Annotated in this window: 18 protein-coding genes and 1 pseudogene; 5 read left to right on the top strand and 14 right to left on the bottom strand. The window is 44.6% G+C overall.

The features are described from left to right. Window positions 1–80: 80 nt before the first annotated feature. Together Q0307_RS19070 and Q0307_RS19065 are read left to right on the top strand one after the other, a co-directional pair. Window positions 81–308 (top strand): annotated as a pseudogene (locus tag Q0307_RS19070) (pentapeptide repeat-containing protein); the annotation flags it as partial. Next, entirely contained in the window at window positions 250–516 is a 267-nt protein-coding gene (locus Q0307_RS19065) for a pentapeptide repeat-containing protein (protein WP_366936772.1), read from the top strand. The pseudogene Q0307_RS19070 and the gene Q0307_RS19065, both read left to right, overlap by 59 nt. 582 nt (window positions 517–1,098) lie before the next feature. Here the strand turns inward: Q0307_RS19065 and Q0307_RS09040 are convergent. Next, the gene (locus Q0307_RS09040; RefSeq protein ID WP_298659667.1) at window positions 1,099–1,278 is read right to left on the bottom strand and encodes a hypothetical protein; all 180 of its coding nucleotides are present in this window, start codon (window positions 1,276–1,278) and stop codon (window positions 1,099–1,101) included. Window positions 1,279–1,686: 408 nt separating this feature from the next. Here Q0307_RS09040 and Q0307_RS09035 point away from each other — a divergent pair, with 408 nt between their 5' ends. Both Q0307_RS09035 and Q0307_RS09030 read left to right on the top strand, forming a co-directional pair. Continuing rightward, window positions 1,687–2,064: a DUF423 domain-containing protein gene (locus Q0307_RS09035; protein WP_298659665.1), complete on the top strand. Its 378-nt coding sequence runs from the start codon at window positions 1,687–1,689 to the stop codon at window positions 2,062–2,064. 217 nt (window positions 2,065–2,281) lie between these two features. Next, window positions 2,282–3,058, top strand: coding sequence for a metallophosphoesterase (locus Q0307_RS09030; RefSeq protein WP_298659663.1), 777 nt, complete (start codon window positions 2,282–2,284; stop codon window positions 3,056–3,058). A gap of 4 nt (window positions 3,059–3,062) precedes the next feature. Here the strand turns inward: Q0307_RS09030 and Q0307_RS09025 are convergent, their stop codons facing one another. Continuing rightward, window positions 3,063–3,548: a Fe-S cluster assembly transcription factor gene (locus Q0307_RS09025; protein ID WP_298659661.1), complete on the bottom strand. Its 486-nt coding sequence runs from the start codon at window positions 3,546–3,548 to the stop codon at window positions 3,063–3,065. Window positions 3,549–3,732: 184 nt separating this feature from the next. Continuing rightward, window positions 3,733–4,197 (bottom strand): DUF1249 domain-containing protein, encoded by a 465-nt coding sequence (locus tag Q0307_RS09020; protein WP_298659659.1) that lies wholly within the window; start codon window positions 4,195–4,197, stop codon window positions 3,733–3,735. A 115-nt stretch (window positions 4,198–4,312) separates the two neighbouring features. Between Q0307_RS09020 and Q0307_RS09015 the strand changes: the two genes are divergently transcribed. Beyond that, complete coding sequence (locus Q0307_RS09015; protein WP_298659657.1) at window positions 4,313–5,947, top strand: alpha-D-glucose phosphate-specific phosphoglucomutase; 1,635 nt, start codon at window positions 4,313–4,315, stop codon at window positions 5,945–5,947. Window positions 5,948–5,966: 19 nt separating this feature from the next. Here Q0307_RS09015 and mnmH read toward each other — a convergent pair whose 3' ends face one another. From mnmH to tkt, 11 genes are all read right to left on the bottom strand, one after another. Continuing rightward, a complete protein-coding gene (gene mnmH / locus Q0307_RS09010) occupies window positions 5,967–7,103 on the bottom strand; it encodes a tRNA 2-selenouridine(34) synthase MnmH (RefSeq protein WP_298659655.1) in 1,137 nt (378 codons plus the stop codon). Then, window positions 7,100–8,143 (bottom strand): selenide, water dikinase SelD, encoded by a 1,044-nt coding sequence (selD, locus tag Q0307_RS09005; protein ID WP_298659653.1) that lies wholly within the window; start codon window positions 8,141–8,143, stop codon window positions 7,100–7,102. The genes mnmH and selD overlap by 4 nt, the downstream gene beginning before the upstream one ends. A 57-nt stretch (window positions 8,144–8,200) precedes the next feature. Next, entirely contained in the window at window positions 8,201–9,211 is a 1,011-nt protein-coding gene (locus Q0307_RS09000; RefSeq protein ID WP_298659651.1) for an exopolysaccharide biosynthesis polyprenyl glycosylphosphotransferase, read from the bottom strand. A 150-nt stretch (window positions 9,212–9,361) separates the two neighbouring features. Continuing rightward, window positions 9,362–10,576, bottom strand: coding sequence for a type II secretion system inner membrane protein GspF (gspF, locus tag Q0307_RS08995; protein WP_298659649.1), 1,215 nt, complete (start codon window positions 10,574–10,576; stop codon window positions 9,362–9,364). Continuing rightward, window positions 10,576–12,105: a type II secretion system ATPase GspE gene (gspE, locus tag Q0307_RS08990; protein ID WP_298659647.1), complete on the bottom strand. Its 1,530-nt coding sequence runs from the start codon at window positions 12,103–12,105 to the stop codon at window positions 10,576–10,578. The genes gspF and gspE overlap by 1 nt, the downstream gene beginning before the upstream one ends. Window positions 12,106–12,118: 13 nt before the next feature. Next, complete coding sequence (locus Q0307_RS08985) at window positions 12,119–14,473, bottom strand: secretin N-terminal domain-containing protein (protein WP_298659645.1); 2,355 nt, start codon at window positions 14,471–14,473, stop codon at window positions 12,119–12,121. A 151-nt stretch (window positions 14,474–14,624) separates the two neighbouring features. Beyond that, complete coding sequence (locus Q0307_RS08980) at window positions 14,625–15,413, bottom strand: inositol monophosphatase family protein (protein ID WP_298659643.1); 789 nt, start codon at window positions 15,411–15,413, stop codon at window positions 14,625–14,627. A 126-nt stretch (window positions 15,414–15,539) separates the two neighbouring features. After that, entirely contained in the window at window positions 15,540–16,604 is a 1,065-nt protein-coding gene (fba, locus tag Q0307_RS08975; RefSeq protein WP_298659641.1) for a class II fructose-bisphosphate aldolase, read from the bottom strand. Between the two features lie 59 nt (window positions 16,605–16,663). Beyond that, window positions 16,664–17,845: a phosphoglycerate kinase gene (locus Q0307_RS08970; protein WP_298659639.1), complete on the bottom strand. Its 1,182-nt coding sequence runs from the start codon at window positions 17,843–17,845 to the stop codon at window positions 16,664–16,666. 102 nt (window positions 17,846–17,947) lie between these two features. Further along, window positions 17,948–18,949, bottom strand: coding sequence for a type I glyceraldehyde-3-phosphate dehydrogenase (gap, locus tag Q0307_RS08965; RefSeq protein ID WP_298659637.1), 1,002 nt, complete (start codon window positions 18,947–18,949; stop codon window positions 17,948–17,950). A gap of 91 nt (window positions 18,950–19,040) precedes the next feature. Further along, window positions 19,041–21,044 carry a transketolase gene (tkt, locus tag Q0307_RS08960; RefSeq protein ID WP_298659635.1) on the bottom strand — a complete coding sequence of 668 codons (2,004 nt, stop codon included), beginning with the start codon at window positions 21,042–21,044 and terminating at the stop codon, window positions 19,041–19,043. Between the last annotated feature and the right edge of the window lie 297 nt (window positions 21,045–21,341).

Raw genomic sequence — 21,341 nt, 5'->3', positions numbered from 1 at the left:
CGCTTAAGTTACTACCGCTTTAGTGGCTCTTCAACTCCTCTGGTGCATGACCCGAATCTCGAAGGTACGGAGCTAATCTATACAACGCGATCTGTAGCTCAGTTAATTTTAAGAATACGAATTTGGCAGATACTAATTTTCACAAGATGGTCTGTGAAGGGGCTGATTTTACGGATGCGAATTTGGAAGATGCTAATCTTCACAAGGCGATCTGTATTGCTGCGGACTTCACGGGGACCAATTTAACAGGTGCTAATCGCAGCGAGGTGTCGCTGTGTGCTCAGCATAGTGTGTTTCTCAAGGGATAGCGGCTATGTCAAGTTGAACAGTGCGAACTTAGAAGGTGCTAATTTTGAAAAAGCATATTTGTCCTGTGCGCTTATTAAAAAGATGAATGTGAAGGGAACCAATTTCAAGGGTACTAATCTGTATTCAACTTTTTTAGATTATACCAACATGCGCGAGGCTAATCTGGAAGGCGCGAGTTTGGAAAACTGTACCGGATTTTGGTGCTGATACTCATATTCGACTCAAGACTTGATCAACCCTCCAGAAATCAGGGTTTTAACCTTCGGTCTTTATTAGTGATTAATGGCTAGAACGATAGCCTTGAAAGCTTGCTAGCCAATGACGTTTATTAAAGTTAACGTAAATGGACGCAAGTTAAACCTTGAATTATTGGGGGGAGTAATTAAAGTTGTCTAAGAGGCCTAATTCTGTAATTAATCGGAGATCGACGTAAGGAACAAGATTATTAGGAGGGCTGAGGCTGCGCTATTTAGGTCAGGTCAACGATAGTTTCTTAGTCTGATAGGAACAAGCAGATCAGTCCGGCGGTGACATGAGCAACATAGTAGGGAAGTGAGCGATGATGGGAGTAAGGAATTAGCAATTGATTCTTCAACTGATCGTTAATGGTTTCACTAAACAACTGCTACGCATCGAACTGCCCAGATGTTGCGGATTAGATTATTACGATGGCGACTAACAGATAACGGATATGGGAGTTGTCTTGAAAATCAACCTAAGTACCGTACGTCATTTAAAAAAACTTTAATCACCATCAGTAACGCCCTACTCTTTGAACTGATTGAAGATCTAGAGCTCGTTTAGGAAATGGACGGGCAAGGTTGTTTGTTCCGCTTTAGTCACCACTATCGTGATCTCAACTTCTGTACCATCAATAACCATCGGCTTTTTAGGATCTTTACTCAGTTCAGCTTTGTTTAACTCTTCACATAATGCAGCTAAAACTTCGGCTAAAGGAACATTACTCATGCTGGTTAGCTCCTAATGATTAGGTTCAAGACTCATATCACTTATTATTTATTCTAGTGTTAGACCTACTAAAAAGCGAAGCTATAGAAGTCCACTCAAACCAAAATGTGCTGGTTTAGTGATGAATGGTTAGGCACAAGCCGAGCGTCAGTGTATTAGTACTATAAAAAACTAGTGTTTCTGAAGAGTCAGAGCTGCGTGTTGTTAGCGCTCACAATACTCTAATTAACTTAAGCTTTTGAAAATAATGATATAACTAGTATGTAGAGAAAGATGTCTATTTACCCGAAACAACCACGCAAAAACAAACCTAGTAAGAATAAAAACCCAGACCATGCCATCAGTTTGAGTATCAAGCGGTAGATTTGGCGTTTTTTCTGTGTATCCATAAAACTTAAGGGTGTCTTGATGAAAAAGAACTATTTTCTATTATTTGCCGCGCTGTTTGGAATGTTAGCGGTCATTTTAGGGGCTTTTGGTGCGCATGGTTTGGAAAAACTAGTCGATGCCAAAATGCTGCAGCGGTTTCATACGGGGGTGGAATATCATTTTTATCATACCTTGGCATTAGGCTTAGCAGGCTGCTTATGGCAAAGCAACCCCAGCCCTTGGCATAATCGAGCTGCTTGGGGGTTTATAGGGGGCATATTGATTTTCTCAGGCAGTCTTTACGCCTATGTACTTACAGGAATTAGCAAGTTTGGCATGATCACCCCAATCGGTGGTTTGTCTTTCATTGTGGGTTGGACCTGCTTAGCTTGGGGTATTTGGCACAACGAAAGTTAAACTTCTTCCACTTTAGCTTGCAACTAAGTCGAGCTAAGCAACTCTAATAAAATAACTTGCTTAATGGCAGCTTAAGCAGTATTTGTAGCTGATAGGCTGTTCTAAAGATTAGTTGCGCTGATCTGATAAATCTTTAAGTTGCTTTGATCAACTTTGATAATTGGACTTGCTGTTAAAAACCCCTTGATAAATTCTTGGATGCCAGTGTCGAGCAGCCATGCAGAATCAGTTATTTAAGTTTTTTAGTCGTAACCATCATGGGCGCGATTTCGTAGTAGGTGATCTACATGGTCACTTTTCTGCGTTAGAACTCTTGCTTGTACAAATTAACTTTAACCCAAGATATGATCGCGTCTTTGCGGTGGGGGATTTAATTGATCGTGGGCCTGAATCGTGGCGGGTTGTCGAGTTTTTAAACTATCCCTGGTTTACTTCGGTTTTAGGCAATCATGAACAAATGTTGTTGGACTCAGCATCTAGCCCTTCTGTTGCTAAAAATTGGTTAGGTTTTAATGGTGGTGCATGGTGGAGTGTAGTACCTACTGCTTATCACACTCGTATTCGCAGTGTGATCGGACGCTTACCCATTGCTATTGAAGTCAATACATTCTCAGGGCGTATCGGCATTGTACATGCCGATATTCCTTATGGATGCACTTGGCAAAACTTTGTACGTGGCCTTGAAGATAAAGAAATCCGCGAGCATGCCCTCTGGTCAAGGCAGCGTTTTCGCCAAGTACAAATGATGGGGCGTACACAGCCTGTTGCAGGTATTGAGTTGGTAATCTTTGGACACACACCGATCCAAAAGCCGCTGCAAGCGAGCAACATTTGCTATATCGATACCGGTGCTACTTATACGAATGAGAAAACTCTAGGCAGTCTAACTTTAATGGAAATCCATCCTAGTTTAGAGATTCACCAATTCTGTATTAAAACCCAAAAAATGCTCACCTCTAATAAAAAGCGAGAACCCACAAAGGTTCCCGCTTAAAAAATTAGAGAGCAATAGCCACGCGTGGTGGGAACATGGTTGCAATACGACTAGCCATAGTATCTTGACGCCGCGCAACTGCACGCACTTCAGGACGGTTAATAAAGCTAGCTAAAGTTAAACTATCTAAAAACTCATATAAACTTTTACTGAGATCCGTCCAAAGCTGATGCGTTAAGCACTTTTCACCACCATGGCAATCTTCACTGCCCTTACAACGGGTAGCATCGATGTTTTCGTCAACCGCAGCAATAATATCAGCGATGCTGATTTGGCCTGCGGGTTTACCTAAACGATAACCACCACCTGGGCCACGCACCCCTTCAACTAAACCAGATTTACGCAATTTCGCAAACAACTGCTCGAGATAAGATAAAGAAATCCCTTGGCAGTTGGAAATATCAGCCAAAGTTACCGGTCCTTCGTAATCATGAATTGCCAAATCCATCATGGCGGTGACTGCGTACCGTCCTTTCGTTGAAAGCCTCATTTCGCTTCTCCTAACTAAATGGGTACTAATTCTTTAGTAATCTACTCAGGATTATAAGTTACCTAAGCGATTTCATCAAGAATTTAAAGAAAAACCTCTCTACAAAACTTATATCAATATATGCAGTATTTTAGATAGTAGCTGATTTACGATTAAAATTTTTATACAGAAAGTTTACAAAAAGTTAATCTTTTAATTGAAACCGATAACCTTGGCGACGTAAATAGTTGATCCATTTGAATAAAAATCGATTCATGCGCCAACGGCAGCTTAGCATACTATCCATTGATAAATGCTGATAGCGAATCGTGCTATCATCGAAGCGACAACGATGACTAATCACCTCAGCTTGCAAAGCATCATGATAGATACGTATGAGCAGATCAGGACGAGTTTCTTGTACATGTTTTGTATACATCCCGAATAAATAAGTAACGAACAGGGTAGTAGTATGTGCACTGCGCTCACGTACCTCTACTAAGACTGGCAAACGCCCAGCGATATAGGATAACTGCTGTTCAGGTAAGGCAGGGATTGAGCCGAATAAAAGCTTGAGCTGCATATAATTCGTTTCATACAGATCCATCAAGCCTGTAAAACTATTCGGCAATGCAGGCACTACGACTGGGACTTGTTCTTTAATTAGCATGGTTTCATAATGTATTAAGTTTTCTAAGAGCGCTCTGTACAACTGAGTAAGTTGTTTACCTCTTAGCACAGTTTTTCTTCTAATGATAATAGTTACCCAATTAGGCACCACTCTCATGAATATCGAAATCGTGTCTTGTGTTCCTTATAACGATCAAAAGCCCGGAACTTCTGGCTTACGTAAAAGTGTCAAGCAATTTCAAAAGCAAGATTATCTACAAACTTTTGTACAGGCCATTTTCAATACATTACCCGAGCGTGAAGGAAGTACCTTAATACTGGGGGGGGATGGACGCTATTTCAACCGTGAAGCCATTCAAGTTATTTTACGGATGGCAGCAGCTAATGGTATTGGGAAAATCCTTGTTGGTAAAGGAGGGATTCTCTCCACCCCTGCCGCCTCACATTTAATTCGTAAGCATCAAGCACTTGGCGGCATTATCCTCTCTGCTAGCCATAATGCCGGCGGCCCCGACGGTGACTTTGGCATTAAATTTAATATTAGTAATGGTGGCCCTGCCCCCGAAAGCTTTACTGAAGCAATTTACGAAAACTCTAAGACGATTGAAGAGTATCGGATTACTTCGATTAAGCCTGTACCAGTTGATAAAGTCGGCATTTATGAATTGTACAATATGCAAATCGAAGTGATTGACTCTGTAGCTGATTATATGGCGCTAATGGAGCAGCTATTCGATTTCGACAAGATTAGCCAACTCCTGCGCTCTGAAAGCTTTAGCATGCGCTTTGACGCGATGCATGCCGTCACTGGCCCTTATGTACATGCTATTCTTGAAGATCGTTTAGGTGCTCCGCAAGGTACGGTGATGCATGGCATCCCTTTAGCTAATTTTGGTGGCGGTCATCCAGACCCGAATCAAGCTCATGCTAAAGAGCTAATGGCATTGCTCTATTCACCTAAAAATATTGCTTTTGGTGCAGCTTCTGATGGGGATGGCGACCGCAATATGATTCTAGGTAATCATTTTTTTGTTACACCAAGTGATAGCTTAGCGGTCTTGGCAGCCAATGCGCATTTAGTTCCCGGCTATAAAAATGGGATTGCTGGGATTGCACGTTCCATGCCTACTAGCCAAGCACCCGATCGAGTGGCAACTAAGTTGGGCTTGCCTTGCTTTGAAACGCCAACCGGCTGGAAGTTTTTCGGTAATCTTTTAGATGCTGGGCGCATTACTCTTTGTGGTGAAGAAAGTTTTGGCACTAGCTCTAATCATATTCGCGAAAAGGACGGCTTGTGGGCGGTATTATTCTGGCTGAATCTCTTAGCTGTTAAGCAAGATTCCATCGCCAATATTGTGCGTCAGCATTGGGCTGAATATGGACGGAACTATTACTCACGCCACGATTATGAAGCAATTCCAACCGCTGCAGCCAATACGCTCATGGAACACTTACGCCAGCAATTCGATAAATTGCCCGGTCAAATGCTCCACGGCAAAATCGTAAAAGCGGCAGATGATTTCATGTATGTAGACCCAGTGGATGGCTCAACGAGTGCCCAACAAGGGATTCGCATCCTCTTCACGGACGATTCGCGCCTGATCTTTCGCTTATCAGGTACAGGCACTCAAGGTGCGACTTTACGGGTTTATCTGGAACAATACGAAAATGATCCCCAACGACATGACCAAGACCCGCAAGTCGCTTTGGCAGATTTAATTAATATCGCTAACGACTTAGCCAAAATTACTGAATTCACGGGTCGCGAAGTAGCAGACGTGATTACCTAAAATCAGCTTAGCCAGCTACTCAAACAATCGAGCGGCTGGCTAAAAACTCTTTCACCGCCAAAGCATCGCCCACAAATACTATGCGTTCCTGTTTTTGAGCAATTTGATAGTCATACATTGGATCATAGTAATCGCTTAATAAAAACTCGATCCAAGCTTGGTGCAGGTGAGCACTACCCGTTTTTTGCTGTTGGGCTAAAGCGCTAGCTAATAAAGAAAATACTTTGGCATAGCGCACCCCACCCAAGCGCTTTTGCACTTTCGCTAAACTGGTCAATAAATACTGACTAAATGCCTGAAACGCTTGTTCAGGCTCCTGAGTGTGCGCTTGGAAAGCTTGCAGCATTTCCAAAATATATTCTTGATAAGTCAGCTCCAAACGCTCGGCTTGACGAGTTTCAAGCAGGATTAGCGGCGCAGTACGTAAGCTAAAAAATAAACTATCGGGTAGATGCAAAGAGCCGATGCTGCGACTTTCATCTTCAAACACAAGTGAGTGGTGGTGTTTAGCAAGTTGCTGCAGAAGCTTAGCCACTAAAGTATTTTCAAAGTCGATTTGAGTGGGCTGTGCTTGCACCCAAGCACCAAAAGCTGAACCGCGATGGCGAGCTAAGCCCTCTAAATCAATGGATTGTTGCAAACCTTTTAAGAAGCGTGTTTTACCACTGCCAGTACGTCCGCTTAGTACATAAGATTGATAGCGTTGCGGCAAATTAACTAATTCATCCAAGACATAACGGCGTAAAGCTTTATAGCCACCAGCGATTCTTGGATAAGCAATCCCTGTTTCTGTATACAACCATTGCTGACTAATACGTGAGCGTAAACCGCCCCGAAAGCAATACAAAGCACCCTCTGGATGTTCTAATGCAAATTGATGCCAAGCTGCAATGCGCTCCGCTTTATGCGCGCCACTTACTAAATTTAAACCCAGCAGAATCGCTTCATCCTGCCCAGCAGCCTTATAACGTTTACCAATAGCAGAACGTTCGGCATCATTCATTAAAGGTATATTAGTCGTATTAGGAAAAGCCCCTTCGTGAAACTCAATCGGCGCACGCACATCCAGCAAAGGCAACGCCTTTAGCAACACGGAGGCTAAATCATCAATAACGGGTAAACCCTCAGTATCCGGTAAAAGCTGCTGACGGTTCATGCTAGCACCTTAATCATTGCCTGGTTTTGCATAGGAGCCTGCAAAGAACCAATAGCATTGAGTTTGAAACCTGCTTGCTCCGTCACCGCTAAAAACTCTAGTTCGTGGTTGGGGTCAACGGCAATTAATAACCCCCCACTAGTTTGCGGATCGCAGAGAATTTGCTGCTCGCGCAGGCTCAACTCATTCGCAAAAACATATCCATAACTTGCAAAATTGCGCTGTGTGCCACCGGGGGTGCAATCCTGGTCTAAATACTCATGAATGGCAGGCAACAGTGGGATTTGAGAAAACGCTAAGACTGCCTGTAAACCACTTCCTTCACAGATTTCTCGTAGATGTCCAGCTAAACCAAAGCCGGTCACATCGGTTAAAGCATGCACGTAGTCTAACTCACCCAGCCTTGTCCCTAAATCATTCAAGGCACACATAGTATCAATCGCCAATTGACTATGCTCAGGCTTAAGGATTTTACGTTTCTGTGCAGTCGTAAGAATCCCGACTCCCAAAGGCTTGGTGAGATAAAGTTTATCACCTGCACGTGCAGTGCTATTTTGCTTAAGATGCTTAGTTTGTACGATGCCCGTCACCGCCAAACCAAAAATAGGCTCAGGTGCATCAATACTATGCCCGCCTGCTAAAGGAATACCAGCCTCTTGACAAGCTTTGCGCCCGCCTTCGATCACTTGCTGCCCCACTTCGGGTGCTAATTTATCGATGGGCCAAGCAAAAATGGCAATCGCCATTAAAGGCTTACCACCCATCGCGTAAATATCGCTAATGGCATTGGTAGCCGCAATCCGCCCAAAGGTAAACGGATCATCTACAATGGGCATGAAAAAATCGGTGGTACTAATAACAGCAGTGCCATTACCTAAATCATAGACTGCCGCATCATCCCGGGAGCTATTACCCACTAATAAAGCTGGATAAACATCGGTAGGTAGTTGGCTTTCTAAAATGAGATCTAAAACAGCAGGAGAAATTTTGCAGCCACAACCGGCACCGTGGCTGTATTCAGTGAGACGTACTGGATGCATACCAGCCTCTTAATTAACTAAAGAGGCTGTATTATCCAAGATACCAACCTTATAAAGCTAGATACCTTCTCCGGTGAAAGCAACACGCACTGTTTTTAACAGGATTTTGAGATCTAAGAACCAACTACGGTGACGAATATAATACAAATCATAGCGATGTTTATAGCGAGCATCTTCTGCAGAAGCGCCATAACGATACATGACTTGCGCTAAACCCGTAATTCCCGGTTTAACTAAATGTCGAAAGCGATAGAAAGGTACGACTGACTCTAAATCCTTTATAAAGACCTCGCGCTCAGGGCGGGGACCAATTAAAGACATATCGCCTCTTAAAACATTAAATAATTGTGGTAGCTCATCAATTCGCGTTTTACGCATAAATTGACCTACCCGCGTCACACGTTTATCATTTTTACAAGCCCATTGTGCACCATTACTTTCAGCATCTTCATACATCGACCGAAACTTAATAATCTCAAACTCTTGATTATATAAACCGGTTCTTAACTGCTTAAAGAAGATCGAACCTTTAGACTCTAAGCGAATCGCTAAAGCTACAGGTAAAAATAAAGGTAAGAGCACAACCAATAATAAGCTACCTACGGCTACATCAAATAAGCGCCTTAATCGGTCAGGCCATTTTTTGCTTAAACTACTGGCTTTTTCAATTTCTAATAAGTACTCAGCATCCAGTAAACTAACCTCTACCCACTGCAGATGCTGCTCAATAAAACTCTGTAAGGAGCAAACTTGTGCACCTTGCTTTTCAGCAAGCTGCAAGGCTTGTAACTGCTGACTACTGAGCGCTTGTTTTTTAAAGAAACAAACATTAAGACCTTGCCATTCTTGCAAGTTGCTAGCATTAAAATAGCACTCAAAACCTAACTTAGCTAAAACTGTATATAAATAAGGCAGCTCTGTAACTGGTGCATAAATATATAGCGAAGGCAAAGACGAAGTTTGCGTCGCTGGCTGTTTTGCAGGCGAAAACGCTAATAAGTTAACATCTCCCACAAAATTTAGTAATGGGGATAGATGCAACTCTACACGGCGGTTGCTATGGCTCATGATTATTTACTCTTAAAGTAAACAACCGACCCTGTTTTTGTAGTTGGAGGAAGCAAGCCCAGCTCTACGGATCGGGATTAATTTGTGTACGAGTAAATAATGGAACAGGCTTTAAAGAGTCGCTAGGTTGCAATTCCTAATCGTGGGCGATTAGCGGATGAACTGTGGCATTTTTAGAATTGGCAACATAATCGCTAAAACAATGGCAGTCACTGCCCCACCCATTACTAAAATTAATAGAGGCTCTAATAAACCCACCATTTTAGTAATACGTGATTGGGTTTCACGCTCTTGTTGAATCGCAGCCCGCTCAAGCATCTGATCAAGCTGACCACTGCCTTCACCACTGGCAATCAGATAAATCACCATGGGGGGAAAATAACCTGATTGTTGCAAAGCCTTATTAATTGCCATGCCCTCACGCACTTTGACAGTGGCCTCATCGACTGCCTCACGCATAGGAATATTAGTAATAACACCGCCGGCGATTTTTAAAGCATCGAGAATCGGTACACCACTTGAAGCAAGAATACTTAACGTACGTGCAAAATGCTCAGTATTAATGCCACGCACTAAACGCCCTACCAAAGGTAATTTAAGCATCAAGCGATGAGAGCGTCGTTTCCAAGAGGGGAACTTTAATAAATAGCGGACAAAAATAACAAAACCAATAATGGCAATTAACAGGGTAATCCCATGGTTCTCAAGAAAATTACTGCTGGCAATCAGCATTTGCGTCAGAGTCGGCAAATCACCATCAAAAGTATCGAACACGCTAATCACATTCGGTACCACGAATTTCAATAAGGCAATGACAATCCCGACTGCGACTAAAGCTAGTAAAGCTGGATAAATAAAAGCTGTCGATACTTTTTGTTGGTTGAGCAAACTATTTTCGGTGTAATCCGCTAAGCGCTCTAAGACTTGTGCCAAATGTCCCGATTGCTCGCCGGCGCCAACTGTCGCTCGATATAGAACGGGAAAAGCCGCAGGAAACTGGCCTAAAGAAGAAGCTAAAGTATGCCCTTCCATCACCCGTGAGCGAATGGCAGAAAAGATACGACGAGCTGAGCGATGTTCTGACTGACGTGAAATCGTGCCTAAGGCCTCTTCTAAGGGAGAACCCGCACTGACTAAAGTAGCGAGTTGACGGGTCATTAAAGCCAGATCAGCTTTATTTAAACTCCCACCAAATAAGCGTGCACCCTCCGATTTCTTTTGCTTTTGCACCACTTCATTAATTTCGAGGGGTGTCAGTGCGCTATTGCGTAAAAGCTGACGGACTTGACGAGCCGTATCAGCTTCTAAAATACCCTTTTCCTCTCGGCCACCCGTATTTAGCGCAACATACTCAAAAGCTGGCATTAACGTTCATCCTCACGAGTTACGCGTAGCACCTCATCTAAGGAAGTTTTGCCTTCTAAGACTAAACGTACTCCATCATCTCGCAAACTAGGTGTGTGGCGACGCACATATTTTTCCAACTCCACTTCACTGGAACGGTCATGGATCATTTGCCGAACATTACTATCAATTTCAACCACTTCATAAATACCCGTTCGCCCCACAAAGCCGGTATGACGACAAGCAGGACAGCCTACAGGATGATAAATCAGTGGGCGTTGATGGCGCAGATCATAATGGGAATTCGCTTGAATCAACTCTGTTTCAGTACTAGTTGCTTCAGTGGCTTGCTTGCACTCATTACATAAGGTACGCACCAGACGTTGTGAAGCTACACCTAATAAACTGGACGCGAGCAGATAGGGTTCGACCCCCATATCTTGTAAACGTGGCACTGCACCCACTGCTGTATTGGTATGCAGCGTGGAGAATACTAAGTGACCAGTCAAACTTGCTTGCACCGCAATTTCAGCGGTTTCAAGGTCACGAATCTCCCCAACCATCACCACATCCGGATCTTGACGCAAAATCGCTCGCAAACCACGCGCAAACGTCATTTCGACCTTGGTATTCACTTGGGTTTGGCCGATGCCATCAATATAATATTCAATCGGGTCTTCTACGGTGAGAATATTGCGGCGAGCATCATTTAAGTTAGTGAGTGCTGCATAGAGCGTAGTGGTTTTCCCTGAACCGGTCGGCCCTGTCACTAAAATAATGCCATGTGGCTTTTGGATAAGCCTCTCAAGTCGTCCGTGAACCTCCGGATCCATCCCAAGATTAGATAAATTTAAACGACCGGCTTGCTTATCCAATAGACGCAGGACAATGCGCTCACTATGCCCAGAGGGTAAAGTTGAAACCCGCACATCCACAGCACGCCCCGCCAAGCGTAGCGAGATACGTCCATCTTGGGGTACACGCTTCTCAGCAATATCTAAGCGCGCCATGACCTTAATCCGTGAAATGATTAAAGGTGCTAATTTGCGGGGGGGCTCCAGAATTTCACGCAGCACCCCATCAATCCGCATTCGCACTTGCATACGCGTCTCAAACGCTTCGATGTGAATATCTGAAGCATTTTCTTTTACCGCTTGCGAGAGTAAAGCATTGATTAGACGAATAATTGGCGCATCATCTTCCGCTTCGAGCAAATCTTCAGGCTCAGGCATGGTTTCAGCAATATCATATAAATCTGCCTCATCCCCCAACTCCTGCATCATCGCCGCACCCGTTTGGCTACGGTCATAACAAGCCGCTAACAAACGCTCAAAGCTTGCCGCATCGACTTGCCGCATTGCTTGAATACGCGAGCAATTCCGCTGTACCTCCATCAGTACAGTGGGCTTCAGCGTATCCCGATATAATAAAATATTGCCTTCCGCTTCCTGCTCAATAAGGACTCCATGTCGTTTAGCAAATGCATAGGGCAGCATAAATACTTCATTCGCAGCCTGATTGTCTTCTAACAAAACCCCTAGCTCAGCCATGAAATCCGATCACTCACTTTTCATTTAATTGACAGAATCCAGGCACACAATCCTCTGCTGGTCTTGCAGGTTGAGCCTTTACAGGCCGTTGCGTAATCGGTTTCTGGTTTTGCTGATTCGGGAAATGTAAGGAATCGACGCTCCCCTTTTTGCAATCAAAGCACGGAATATCCGGGAAGACTGCGGCTGAGCCTAAGCCACCACGTTGTAAAACCTTAGTTTGTTGCTGTTGGCGTTGCAGAGTATGGTACTTACTACGACTGTAAGCATCTGCAGCTTCACGATCCGGTAAAATCACAGGATGAATAAAGACCATCAAATTCTGTTTACTACGCTGTGTACTGTTTTGCTTGAACGCACCACCAATCACTGGAATATCGGACAGAATAGGTACTTTATTTTCAGAATCATTGAAATTATCTTGAATCAAACCACCCAAGACTAATATTTGCCCATCCTCCACCATCACATTGGTATCAATGGCACGCTTATTGGTAATGAGATCAGAAGCAGCAGCACTTTGAGAAACACTAGATGCCTCTTGCGAAATCTTCATTTGAATCGTTTTGCCACGATTAATTTGTGGGGTTACCTTAAGTGTTAAACCGACATCTTTGCGTTCGATGGTTTGGAAAGGATTCTGAGCCGTACCACCTGAATTAGAGCTTGTATAAGAACCTGTCACGAAAGGCACATTTTGCCCCACGACCATCTTGGCTTCCTCATTATCCATGGTCACAATAGTGGGGGTAGACAAAATATTAGTGGCGCCATCACCTTTAAGTGCGTCCATTACAATCCCAAAATTGCCATTAGCCACACCCATCAATAAACCACTCGGCAAAGCTGTAACTGTACCGCTGCCTAATTGTAAAGCTGTATTTAGACCGCCAAAATTACTTGTACCAATCAGCCCTGTCTTACCTGCATTTGCATCTAGTGCAGCTACCCCAAAGCCGAGTTTATTAGTGAGATCATTCGAAACTTCCGCAATAATCGCCTCAACCAAGACTTGCGCACGACGGCGATCTAACTGATAAATCACTTTCAGAATATCTTTCTGAATATGTGCAGGGCCGGAAAGAATAATTGAGTTACTGGTCTTATCGGCGAGAATACTCACTTCAGTACCTAAACCACCGGATTTAGCCGCGACGGGCGCTGCACCTGCCGCTGCTGCCGTACCCGCCGTTTGCTCAACAATCCCTTTGGAGGCATCATTCAATACCTTGACCATATCCTCTGCTTTGGCATAGCGCAAAGGAATAACTCGAGTGCCACCAGAGCCTGCGCGTGGTATATCTAATTTAGCTATCGCATCAATGATCGGCTCACGCTCTGCTTTCGGGCCTGAAATCAAAATACTATTAGTACGCTCATCCGCTGCCATTCGAATCTGCTTTGATGGCGGAACAGCACTTATGGCATTTGGCGCAATCCCTTCACCTGCAACAATGACTGCCCCCCCTCCAACCTGTAAATCCTTTAAGGTCTGCATAAGCTGGGAAGCGACTGCATATTTAAGCGGGACGACTTGAGTTTCTGAAGGTTGAGTACGCGGAATATCTAAGCGCTGAATAATTTTCCGCACACGCTCACGATCTTGTTTATCACCCGCAACCACAATGCTATTGGTGCGCTCATCCACAGACACCTTAACTTGTTGGGGTAGTTGTACACCCTCAGGGCCTACTGCACTCGTACCTAATAAATCTTTTACTGTTTGTGCTAATTGACTGGCGACTGAATATTTTAAACCAACTAATTCAAAATCATTATTATTCGGTTGGTCGATACTCCGAATCACCTCAGCTAAACGTGCCACATTCTGCCCACGCCCCGTCACAATCACCGAATTACTGGATTGGTTAAATTGAATTCGAGTTTCGCCCTGCCCGGCTAAAGGCGTTAAGGTTTGGACAGCAGTGGCAACAGGAATATATTGTAACTTAAAGACTTGAGTAATGGTTTCATCTACATCCACTTGTGGCAGAGGCTTAGCTGGGTCTGACTCATAAATAGGCGCGACTTGCGAGCGTGCTTTACCCATCGGGACAATCTTGATGATATTCCCGGCCTCAATTGCCTCATAGCCATGTACTTGTAAAATGGAGAGAAAAGCCTCGTAAAACTCCTCTTCGGTTAAACCTTTACCTGACACGAAGGTAATAGGGCTTTTACCGACAGCGGGGTCAATGACAAAGTTCTTTCCTGTTAGGCGTGAAACCACTTCCACCAAGGAACGTACATCGGTATTTTGTAAGTTAATGCGTGGTGTTTCAGCCTGAGCCAGCGGCAAACTAGTGCAGGCGAATAGGCAAGCTACTGAGAGCAGACTCAGTCTTGCAACCCATCTCCACTTGACCATATTTTTTTCTATCATTACTTCATAACCTAAAGAAATCAGAACACAACATCAGAATGTAATAGACAATACTGTACTGGGTTGGCGAATGTAGCTTTTTTCATACATCAACTCAAATTACAATCCTGTCATTAATAACGGTTTATTGTAGTAGTTAGTTCAAGACTGGACGTAAACGCTGCAGCATTTCTTTAAATACTTTGGGATTAGCGGCTAATAGGTTGCCATGAATTAAATGTTCACTGCCGCCTTGTAAATCGCCGACTAAACCACCGGCTTCTTGAATAATCACTGCGCCCGCCGCCAGATCCCATTCTTGCAGACCTAATTCCCAAAAACCATCATAGCGTCCGCAAGCCACCCAAGCTAGATCCAAAGCCGCAGCACCAAAGCGACGCACACCTGCTGTCCCCGGAACAACAGCACCTAAAGTCTTTAGGTATAAATTCATATCTTGATTAGCCCGAAAAGGAATACCAGTGGCTAACAAAGCATTCTCTAACGCAGGGCGAGCACTCACACGGATTTTACGATTATTTAAAGTAGCCCCCTCACCACGCACCGCTGCAAACATTTCATCACGCATAGGGTCGTACACTACCCCAAGAAATAAACGGCCTTTGTGCTTTAAACCAATCGATACAGCGAAATGCGGTAAGCCGTATAAAAAATTGGTCGTACCGTCTAAAGGATCAATCACCCATTGATATTCGGCATTTTCATCGCCATGCTTGCCACTTTCCTCACCTAAAATGGCATGGTCAGGATACGCACGGCGCAAAGCTTGGATAATTTCACGCTCGGATTGTTTATCGACCTCAGACACGAAATCATTAACATCTTTCAGTTGAATGCGTACTTTATCGACATCGCCAGCATAACGACGAATAAGATCCCCCGCTTGGCGTGCAGTACGGGTAGCAATATTTAACATTGGATGCATGATGTAAGCTCAAATACAGAAGGAAACTATCGGGGCGTTAGAATAGCATAATATCTGGTTATGCCTAAAAAGAAAAAGGAGCCTAAGCTCCCTTCCCTGTGTAGAAGATTGATGTTTTGCTCAAACTTAAATCACATGTGGATTCAGCTCACCGCTCGCATAGCGTTTGAACATAGCCTCTAAACTTACAGGTCGAATTTTATTGGCCATGCCAGCAGCACCGAAAGCCTCATAACGTGCTTTACAAATTCCTTGCATCGCCTTCGTCGATACTTTCAAGAATTTGCGCGGGTCAAAATTCTTCCGATCTTCTGCCAAGAAACGTCGTATGGAGCCTGTTGAAGCCATGCGTAAATCTGTGTCGATATTCACTTTGCGCACACCATGCTTGATACCTTCCATGATTTCCTCAACGGGCACACCATAAGTTTGCCCCATGTCACCGCCGTAATTGTTGATGATTTCTAGCCAATCTTGTGGCACTGAAGAGGAACCATGCATCACCAAATGTACATCTGGAATCCGCGCATGGATTTCTTTGATCCGATCAATGCGTAGCACTTTACCGGTTGGCTTTTTAGTGAATTTATACGCGCCATGTGAAGTACCAATGGCAATCGCTAAAGCATCGACACCGGTTTTCTTCACAAAGTCAGCGGCCTCTTCAGGATCAGTCAGCAGCATCGAATGATCTAGTTCACCCTCTGCCCCATGACCGTCTTCTTCGCCCATCATGCCCGTTTCGAGTGAACCTAAGCAGCCTAACTCACCTTCCACAGATACGCCGCAAGCATGCGCTAAATCGACCACTTTGCGGGTCACATCCACATTGTATTCATAGCTAGAAGGCGTTTTCCCATCGGACATCAGGGAACCATCCATCATCACCGAAGAGAAACCTGATTGAATGGAACGGAAACAAATCGCAGGCTCAGCACCGTGATCTTGATGCATGCAAACCGGAATATGTGGGTACATTTCTACTGCTGCTAAAATCATATGGCGTAAGAAAGGCTCACCTGCATAGGAACGTGCACCTGCAGAGCCTTGCAGAATCACTGGGGAATTGGTTTCATCCGCAGCCTGCATAATCGCTTGCACTTGCTCCATATTGTTGACATTAAATGCTGGCATACCGTAGCCGTGTTCAGCCGCATGATCCAGCAACTGACGCATTGAGATTAAGGCCATGTGTGTGTCTCCTGAGAATTAACTATCCATTATTCATTCATTATAGAGTGGTGCTCGGCTCAAACTTGAGCGCGTTTTTCTAGCATTTCCACCGCAGGCAGGGTTTTACCTTCGAGGTACTCCAAGAAAGCGCCACCGGCTGTAGAGATATAAGATACTTGATCGTAAATATCATACTTTTGGATAGCCGCAATCGTGTCACCCCCACCGGCTAAAGTGAAAGCCTTAGTATTCGCAATCGCCATAGCAATGGTCTTAGTGCCTTCACCAAACTGGTCAAATTCAAACACACCTACTGGCCCGTTCCATACGACGGTGCCAGCCTGCATAATAATATCGGCCAACTCTTGAGCGGACTGGGGGCCAATATCAAAAATCATCTCATCATCAGCCACTGCATTAGCAGCTTTCAAAACGGCTGGTTCATTCGCATCAAATTGTTTACCCACGACCACATCCGTTGCTATGGGAATACTAGCGCCGCGTGCAGACATTTTTTCCATCAAAGCTTGGGCAGTCGGTACTAAATCGGCTTCACATAAAGATTTACCAATATTATTCCCCACCGTTTTTAAGAAAGTATTAGCAATACCGCCACCGACAACGAGCTGATCGACTTTTTCAGATAAAGCTTCCAGTACGGTGAGTTTAGTAGAAACCTTAGAGCCACCGACAATTGCAACCATAGGGCGAGCTGGATTCGCCAAAGCTTTGGCGAGTGCATCCAACTCTTCAGTCATTAAAATACCAGCCGCTGCTATAGGTGCATACATACCTACCCCATAAGTAGAGGCTTCCGCACGATGGGCTGTGCCAAACGCATCCATCACAAATACATCGCAGAGTGCCGCATATTGCTTGGCAGTGGCTTCATTATTTTTCTTTTCACCTTTATTCACACGGCAATTTTCTAAAATCACTAATTCGCCTTCAGCCACTTCAAAGCCACCTTCTGCCCAGTCTTTAATGAGGCGCACAGGCTTAGCTAAGCGAGTAGCAATATTGTCAGCAATTGGTTTTAAGGAAACTTCTTCTGACCATTCGCCTTCAGTAGGACGCCCTAAGTGTGAAGTGACCATGACTTTAGCACCCGCATTTAAGGCATGTTCAATCGTGGCCATCGATGCCGTAATCCGCGCATCGGAAGTCACTTTGCCCTCTTTTACTGGAACATTCAGATCAGAGCGGATTAAGACACGTTTACCTTTTAGATCTAAATCAGTCATTTTAATAAAAGCCATGCACGCGCTCCTTAAGCAATTAAATCAGTTAGCTAAATAATCAGATACTTAGCTAACTCATCTAACAACTGAGGGGCATTCAGCCCCTCAATTCAAATACTCTTAGTTCTTCGCCACGTGCTCAACAAAACGCAACATATTGCAGGTATAACCGTATTCATTGTCATACCAAGCTACTACTTTCACGAAAGTTTTATCTAAAGCAATGCCCGCTTCCGCATCGAAAGTAGAGGGTGCAGAGTTACCCACAAAGTCCGTAGAAACCACTTTCTCATCGGTATAACCCAACACGCCTTTCAGTGCACCTTCAGAAGCAGCCTTCATCGCTTTACAAATATCTTCGTAAGCAGCCTCTTGGTTCAGCTCAACGGTTAAATCAACCACAGATACGTCTGAAGTAGGCACACGGAAAGCCATCCCGGTTAATTTGCCTTTGAGATCAGGCATGACTACACCGACCGCTTTAGCCGCACCGGTAGAGGATGGAATGATATTTTCGAGGATACCGCGACCACCTCGCCAATCTTTCATGGATGGGCCGTCAACCGTCTTTTGAGTCGCTGTTGCAGCATGGACGGTAGTCATCAGACCACGCTTGATACCCCAATTATCATGTAGCACTTTAGCCACCGGTGCTAAGCAGTTAGTGGTGCAAGAAGCAGCGGAAACAATTTGCTGACCTTTATAGCTATCGTGGTTAACACCGTACACGAACATGGGCGTACTATCCTTAGAAGGTGCAGACATTACTACTTTCTTGGCACCGGCTTGCACGTGCTTTTGGCAACCTTCTTCATCTAAGAAGAAACCCGTACATTCTAAAACGACATCCGCGCCCACATCAGACCACTTCAGATTAGCTGGTTCTTTCTCAGCGGTTAAACGAATGGTTTTGCCATTAACGATCAGATTATTACCTTCGGTAGCGATATCGCCATTAAAACGACCATGCACAGAGTCGTATTTCAGCATATATGCTAAATAATCAGGTGCTAACAGATCATTGATCGCTACTACTTCTAAATGAGGAAAATCTTTAGCAATCGCACGAAAGACCATGCGTCCAATCCGCCCAAAGCCATTGATACCGACTTTAACTGTCATCAGTCCACTCCTAAAATTTATTAAAACTTCAAAAACATAAAGCAGGTTGCTAGACAGCAACCTACTTGTAAATTTTCCTCTCACGCAGACTTTACAGTAGACTCTCTACTGCTGCTTTAACATTTTCGACCGTCAAACCAAAATATTTAAACAACACGGGTGCAGGTGCAGATTCCCCAAAAGTATCTAAGCCCACTACTTTGCCTTGCAAACCCACTAATTGATACCAACCTGCGGTGACACCAGCTTCAACGGCTACTCGAGCAGTCACCACAGCCGGTAGAACAGCCTCACGATAACTTGAATCTTGTGCTAAAAATACGTCAACACAGGGGATTGAAACGACGCGAATTTTCTTACCTGAAAGCTGCTCTGCTGCACCCATTGCTAGCGCAACTTCTGAGCCGGTAGCTATAATAATCGCATCTGGAGTCCCTTCACAGTCTTTTAGCACATAGCCACCCTTAGCGATGCCTGCGACTTGCTCAGCCGTTCGGGTTTGGAAGGGCAAATTTTGACGGGTTAGGATTAAACTGGTGGGGCCTGTCGTCTTTTCAATCGCCGCTTTCCAAGCAATCGCGGTTTCTACCCCATCACAAGGCCGCCATACAGACATACGTGGAATCATCCGCAGCGTTGCGGTCTGCTCAACACCTTGGTGAGTCGGGCCATCCTCGCCTAAGCCAATCGAATCATGCGTATAAACAAAGATACTGCGAATCTTCATCAACGACGCCATGCGTAAAGCATTGCGTGCATATTCAGAAAACATCAAGAAAGTAGCACCATAAGGAATGAAACCACCGTGTAAGGCGATCCCATTCATAATCGCGCTCATCCCAAACTCACGCACGCCATAAGAGAGGTAATTACCACTAAAATCTTGGCTAGGGCCATGATTCGAGTTGATGTATTTACTGCTCTTATTAAAGGTATTGTTGGACGGGGTTAAATCCGCAGAGCCACCTAAAAACTCAGGTAAGAAGGGAGCAAACGCATCTAAAGCATTTTTAGAGGCCACTCGCGTAGCAGGTGATTCAGCCTTGGCAATAATTGCATCAATGGCTTTTTGCGCGTTTTCTTCCCAATTAGCAGGTAAATTGCCTTGAATCCGCCGTTCAAACTCAGCGGCTTCTTGCGGATAAGCCTTTTTATAGGCCGCAAATTTTTCTGTCCATGCTTGTTCTGCAGCAGCACCTTTTGCTTTTGCATCCCAGCCTGCATAGATTTCAGCCGGAATCACAAAAGGTTCAGATTTCCAGCCCATGGCTATCCGTGCGGCGGCAATTTCATCTTTACCGAGGGGCGCACCATGCACATCATGCCCACCTTGCTTATTCGGAGCACCTTTACCAATCACCGTTTTACAGCAAATTAAGGTAGGCTGATCACGCTCCATCCGTGCATCGGCAATCGCAACCCGCAATGAATCGGCATCATGCCCATCAATATCACGAATCACATGCCAGCCGTAAGCTTCAAAACGCTTGGGCGTATCATCGGCAAACCAACCGACGACATCGCCATCAATCGAGATGCCATTATCATCATAGAAGCAAATCAATTTGCCTAATTTCAAAGTTCCCGCTAAAGAGCAAACCTCATGCGAAATACCTTCCATTAAGCAGCCATCACCCAAGAACACATAAGTGTAATGATCGACAATTTTGTGGCCGTCTTTATTAAATTGTGCCGCTAGGACTTTTTCCGCTAAAGCCATGCCGACGGCATTACTCACCCCTTGACCTAAAGGCCCTGTGGTGGTTTCAATCCCCGGTGTGTAGCCATATTCTGGATGCCCCGGAGTTTTAGAATGGAGCTGGCGAAAGTTTTTAATTTCTTCAATCGGTAAATCATAGCCTGTTAAATGCAGCACCGCATAAGGCAACATCGAGCCATGTCCATTGGACATAACAAAGCGGTCGCGATTCGGCCAATGTGGATTTTGTGGATTGTGCGACAGAAAATCATTGAAAAGAACCTCTGCAATATCGGCCATGCCCATCGGCGCACCCGGATGTCCGGAATTGGCTTGTTGCACAGCATCCATCGCGAGAACGCGAATGGCATTAGCGAGGTCTAGGCGAGTGGTCATAGCAGGTGCTCCTGATAAGCTTAAAACGGATCTACCCGACTACCGATGACGGCACAGCAGGGCATGGCAAATGAACGATACCGATGCTGCCTGTGGTGCAAGTCAGCATGGGAAACCTTCATTCGAGATAAAGTGGTGGTAAGCTGCTTAATTAAGCGAGAAAAAACTGGAGTTATTGTGACGAAGCTTGTGGATAGCAACAATGCTCCCATCCTAGATAGGCAAATGTAGTCACATAGACTAATCGAGATAGGCTTGATCTTCAGCATGCTTACGGTAAATACTGGGAGCGCAATA

Source organism: uncultured Thiothrix sp. (genome assembly GCF_937873765.1).
Classification (GTDB): domain Bacteria; phylum Pseudomonadota; class Gammaproteobacteria; order Thiotrichales; family Thiotrichaceae; genus Thiolinea.
This window is presented reverse-complemented; position numbering and strand designations above follow the sequence as displayed.

Excerpts from the sequence above, each read along its gene's own strand:
- Q0307_RS09040 (WP_298659667.1), bottom strand. The coding sequence starts at position 1,278 with ATGAGTAATGTTCCTTTAGCCGAAGTTTTAGCTGCATTATGTGAAGAG.
- Q0307_RS09035 (WP_298659665.1), top strand. The coding sequence starts at position 1,687 with ATGAAAAAGAACTATTTTCTATTATTTGCCGCGCTGTTTGGAATGTTA.
- Q0307_RS09030 (WP_298659663.1), top strand. The coding sequence starts at position 2,282 with ATGCAGAATCAGTTATTTAAGTTTTTTAGTCGTAACCATCATGGGCGC.
- Q0307_RS09025 (WP_298659661.1), bottom strand. The coding sequence starts at position 3,548 with ATGAGGCTTTCAACGAAAGGACGGTACGCAGTCACCGCCATGATGGAT.
- Q0307_RS09020 (WP_298659659.1), bottom strand. The coding sequence starts at position 4,197 with ATGCTAATTAAAGAACAAGTCCCAGTCGTAGTGCCTGCATTGCCGAAT.
- Q0307_RS09015 (WP_298659657.1), top strand. The coding sequence starts at position 4,313 with ATGAATATCGAAATCGTGTCTTGTGTTCCTTATAACGATCAAAAGCCC.
- mnmH (WP_298659655.1), bottom strand. The coding sequence starts at position 7,103 with ATGAACCGTCAGCAGCTTTTACCGGATACTGAGGGTTTACCCGTTATT.
- selD (WP_298659653.1), bottom strand. The coding sequence starts at position 8,143 with ATGCATCCAGTACGTCTCACTGAATACAGCCACGGTGCCGGTTGTGGC.
- Q0307_RS09000 (WP_298659651.1), bottom strand. The coding sequence starts at position 9,211 with ATGAGCCATAGCAACCGCCGTGTAGAGTTGCATCTATCCCCATTACTA.
- gspF (WP_298659649.1), bottom strand. The coding sequence starts at position 10,576 with ATGCCAGCTTTTGAGTATGTTGCGCTAAATACGGGTGGCCGAGAGGAA.
- gspE (WP_298659647.1), bottom strand. The coding sequence starts at position 12,105 with ATGGCTGAGCTAGGGGTTTTGTTAGAAGACAATCAGGCTGCGAATGAA.
- Q0307_RS08985 (WP_298659645.1), bottom strand. The coding sequence starts at position 14,473 with ATGGTCAAGTGGAGATGGGTTGCAAGACTGAGTCTGCTCTCAGTAGCT.
- Q0307_RS08980 (WP_298659643.1), bottom strand. The coding sequence starts at position 15,413 with ATGCATCCAATGTTAAATATTGCTACCCGTACTGCACGCCAAGCGGGG.
- fba (WP_298659641.1), bottom strand. The coding sequence starts at position 16,604 with ATGGCCTTAATCTCAATGCGTCAGTTGCTGGATCATGCGGCTGAACAC.
- Q0307_RS08970 (WP_298659639.1), bottom strand. The coding sequence starts at position 17,845 with ATGGCTTTTATTAAAATGACTGATTTAGATCTAAAAGGTAAACGTGTC.
- gap (WP_298659637.1), bottom strand. The coding sequence starts at position 18,949 with ATGACAGTTAAAGTCGGTATCAATGGCTTTGGGCGGATTGGACGCATG.
- tkt (WP_298659635.1), bottom strand. The coding sequence starts at position 21,044 with ATGACCACTCGCCTAGACCTCGCTAATGCCATTCGCGTTCTCGCGATG.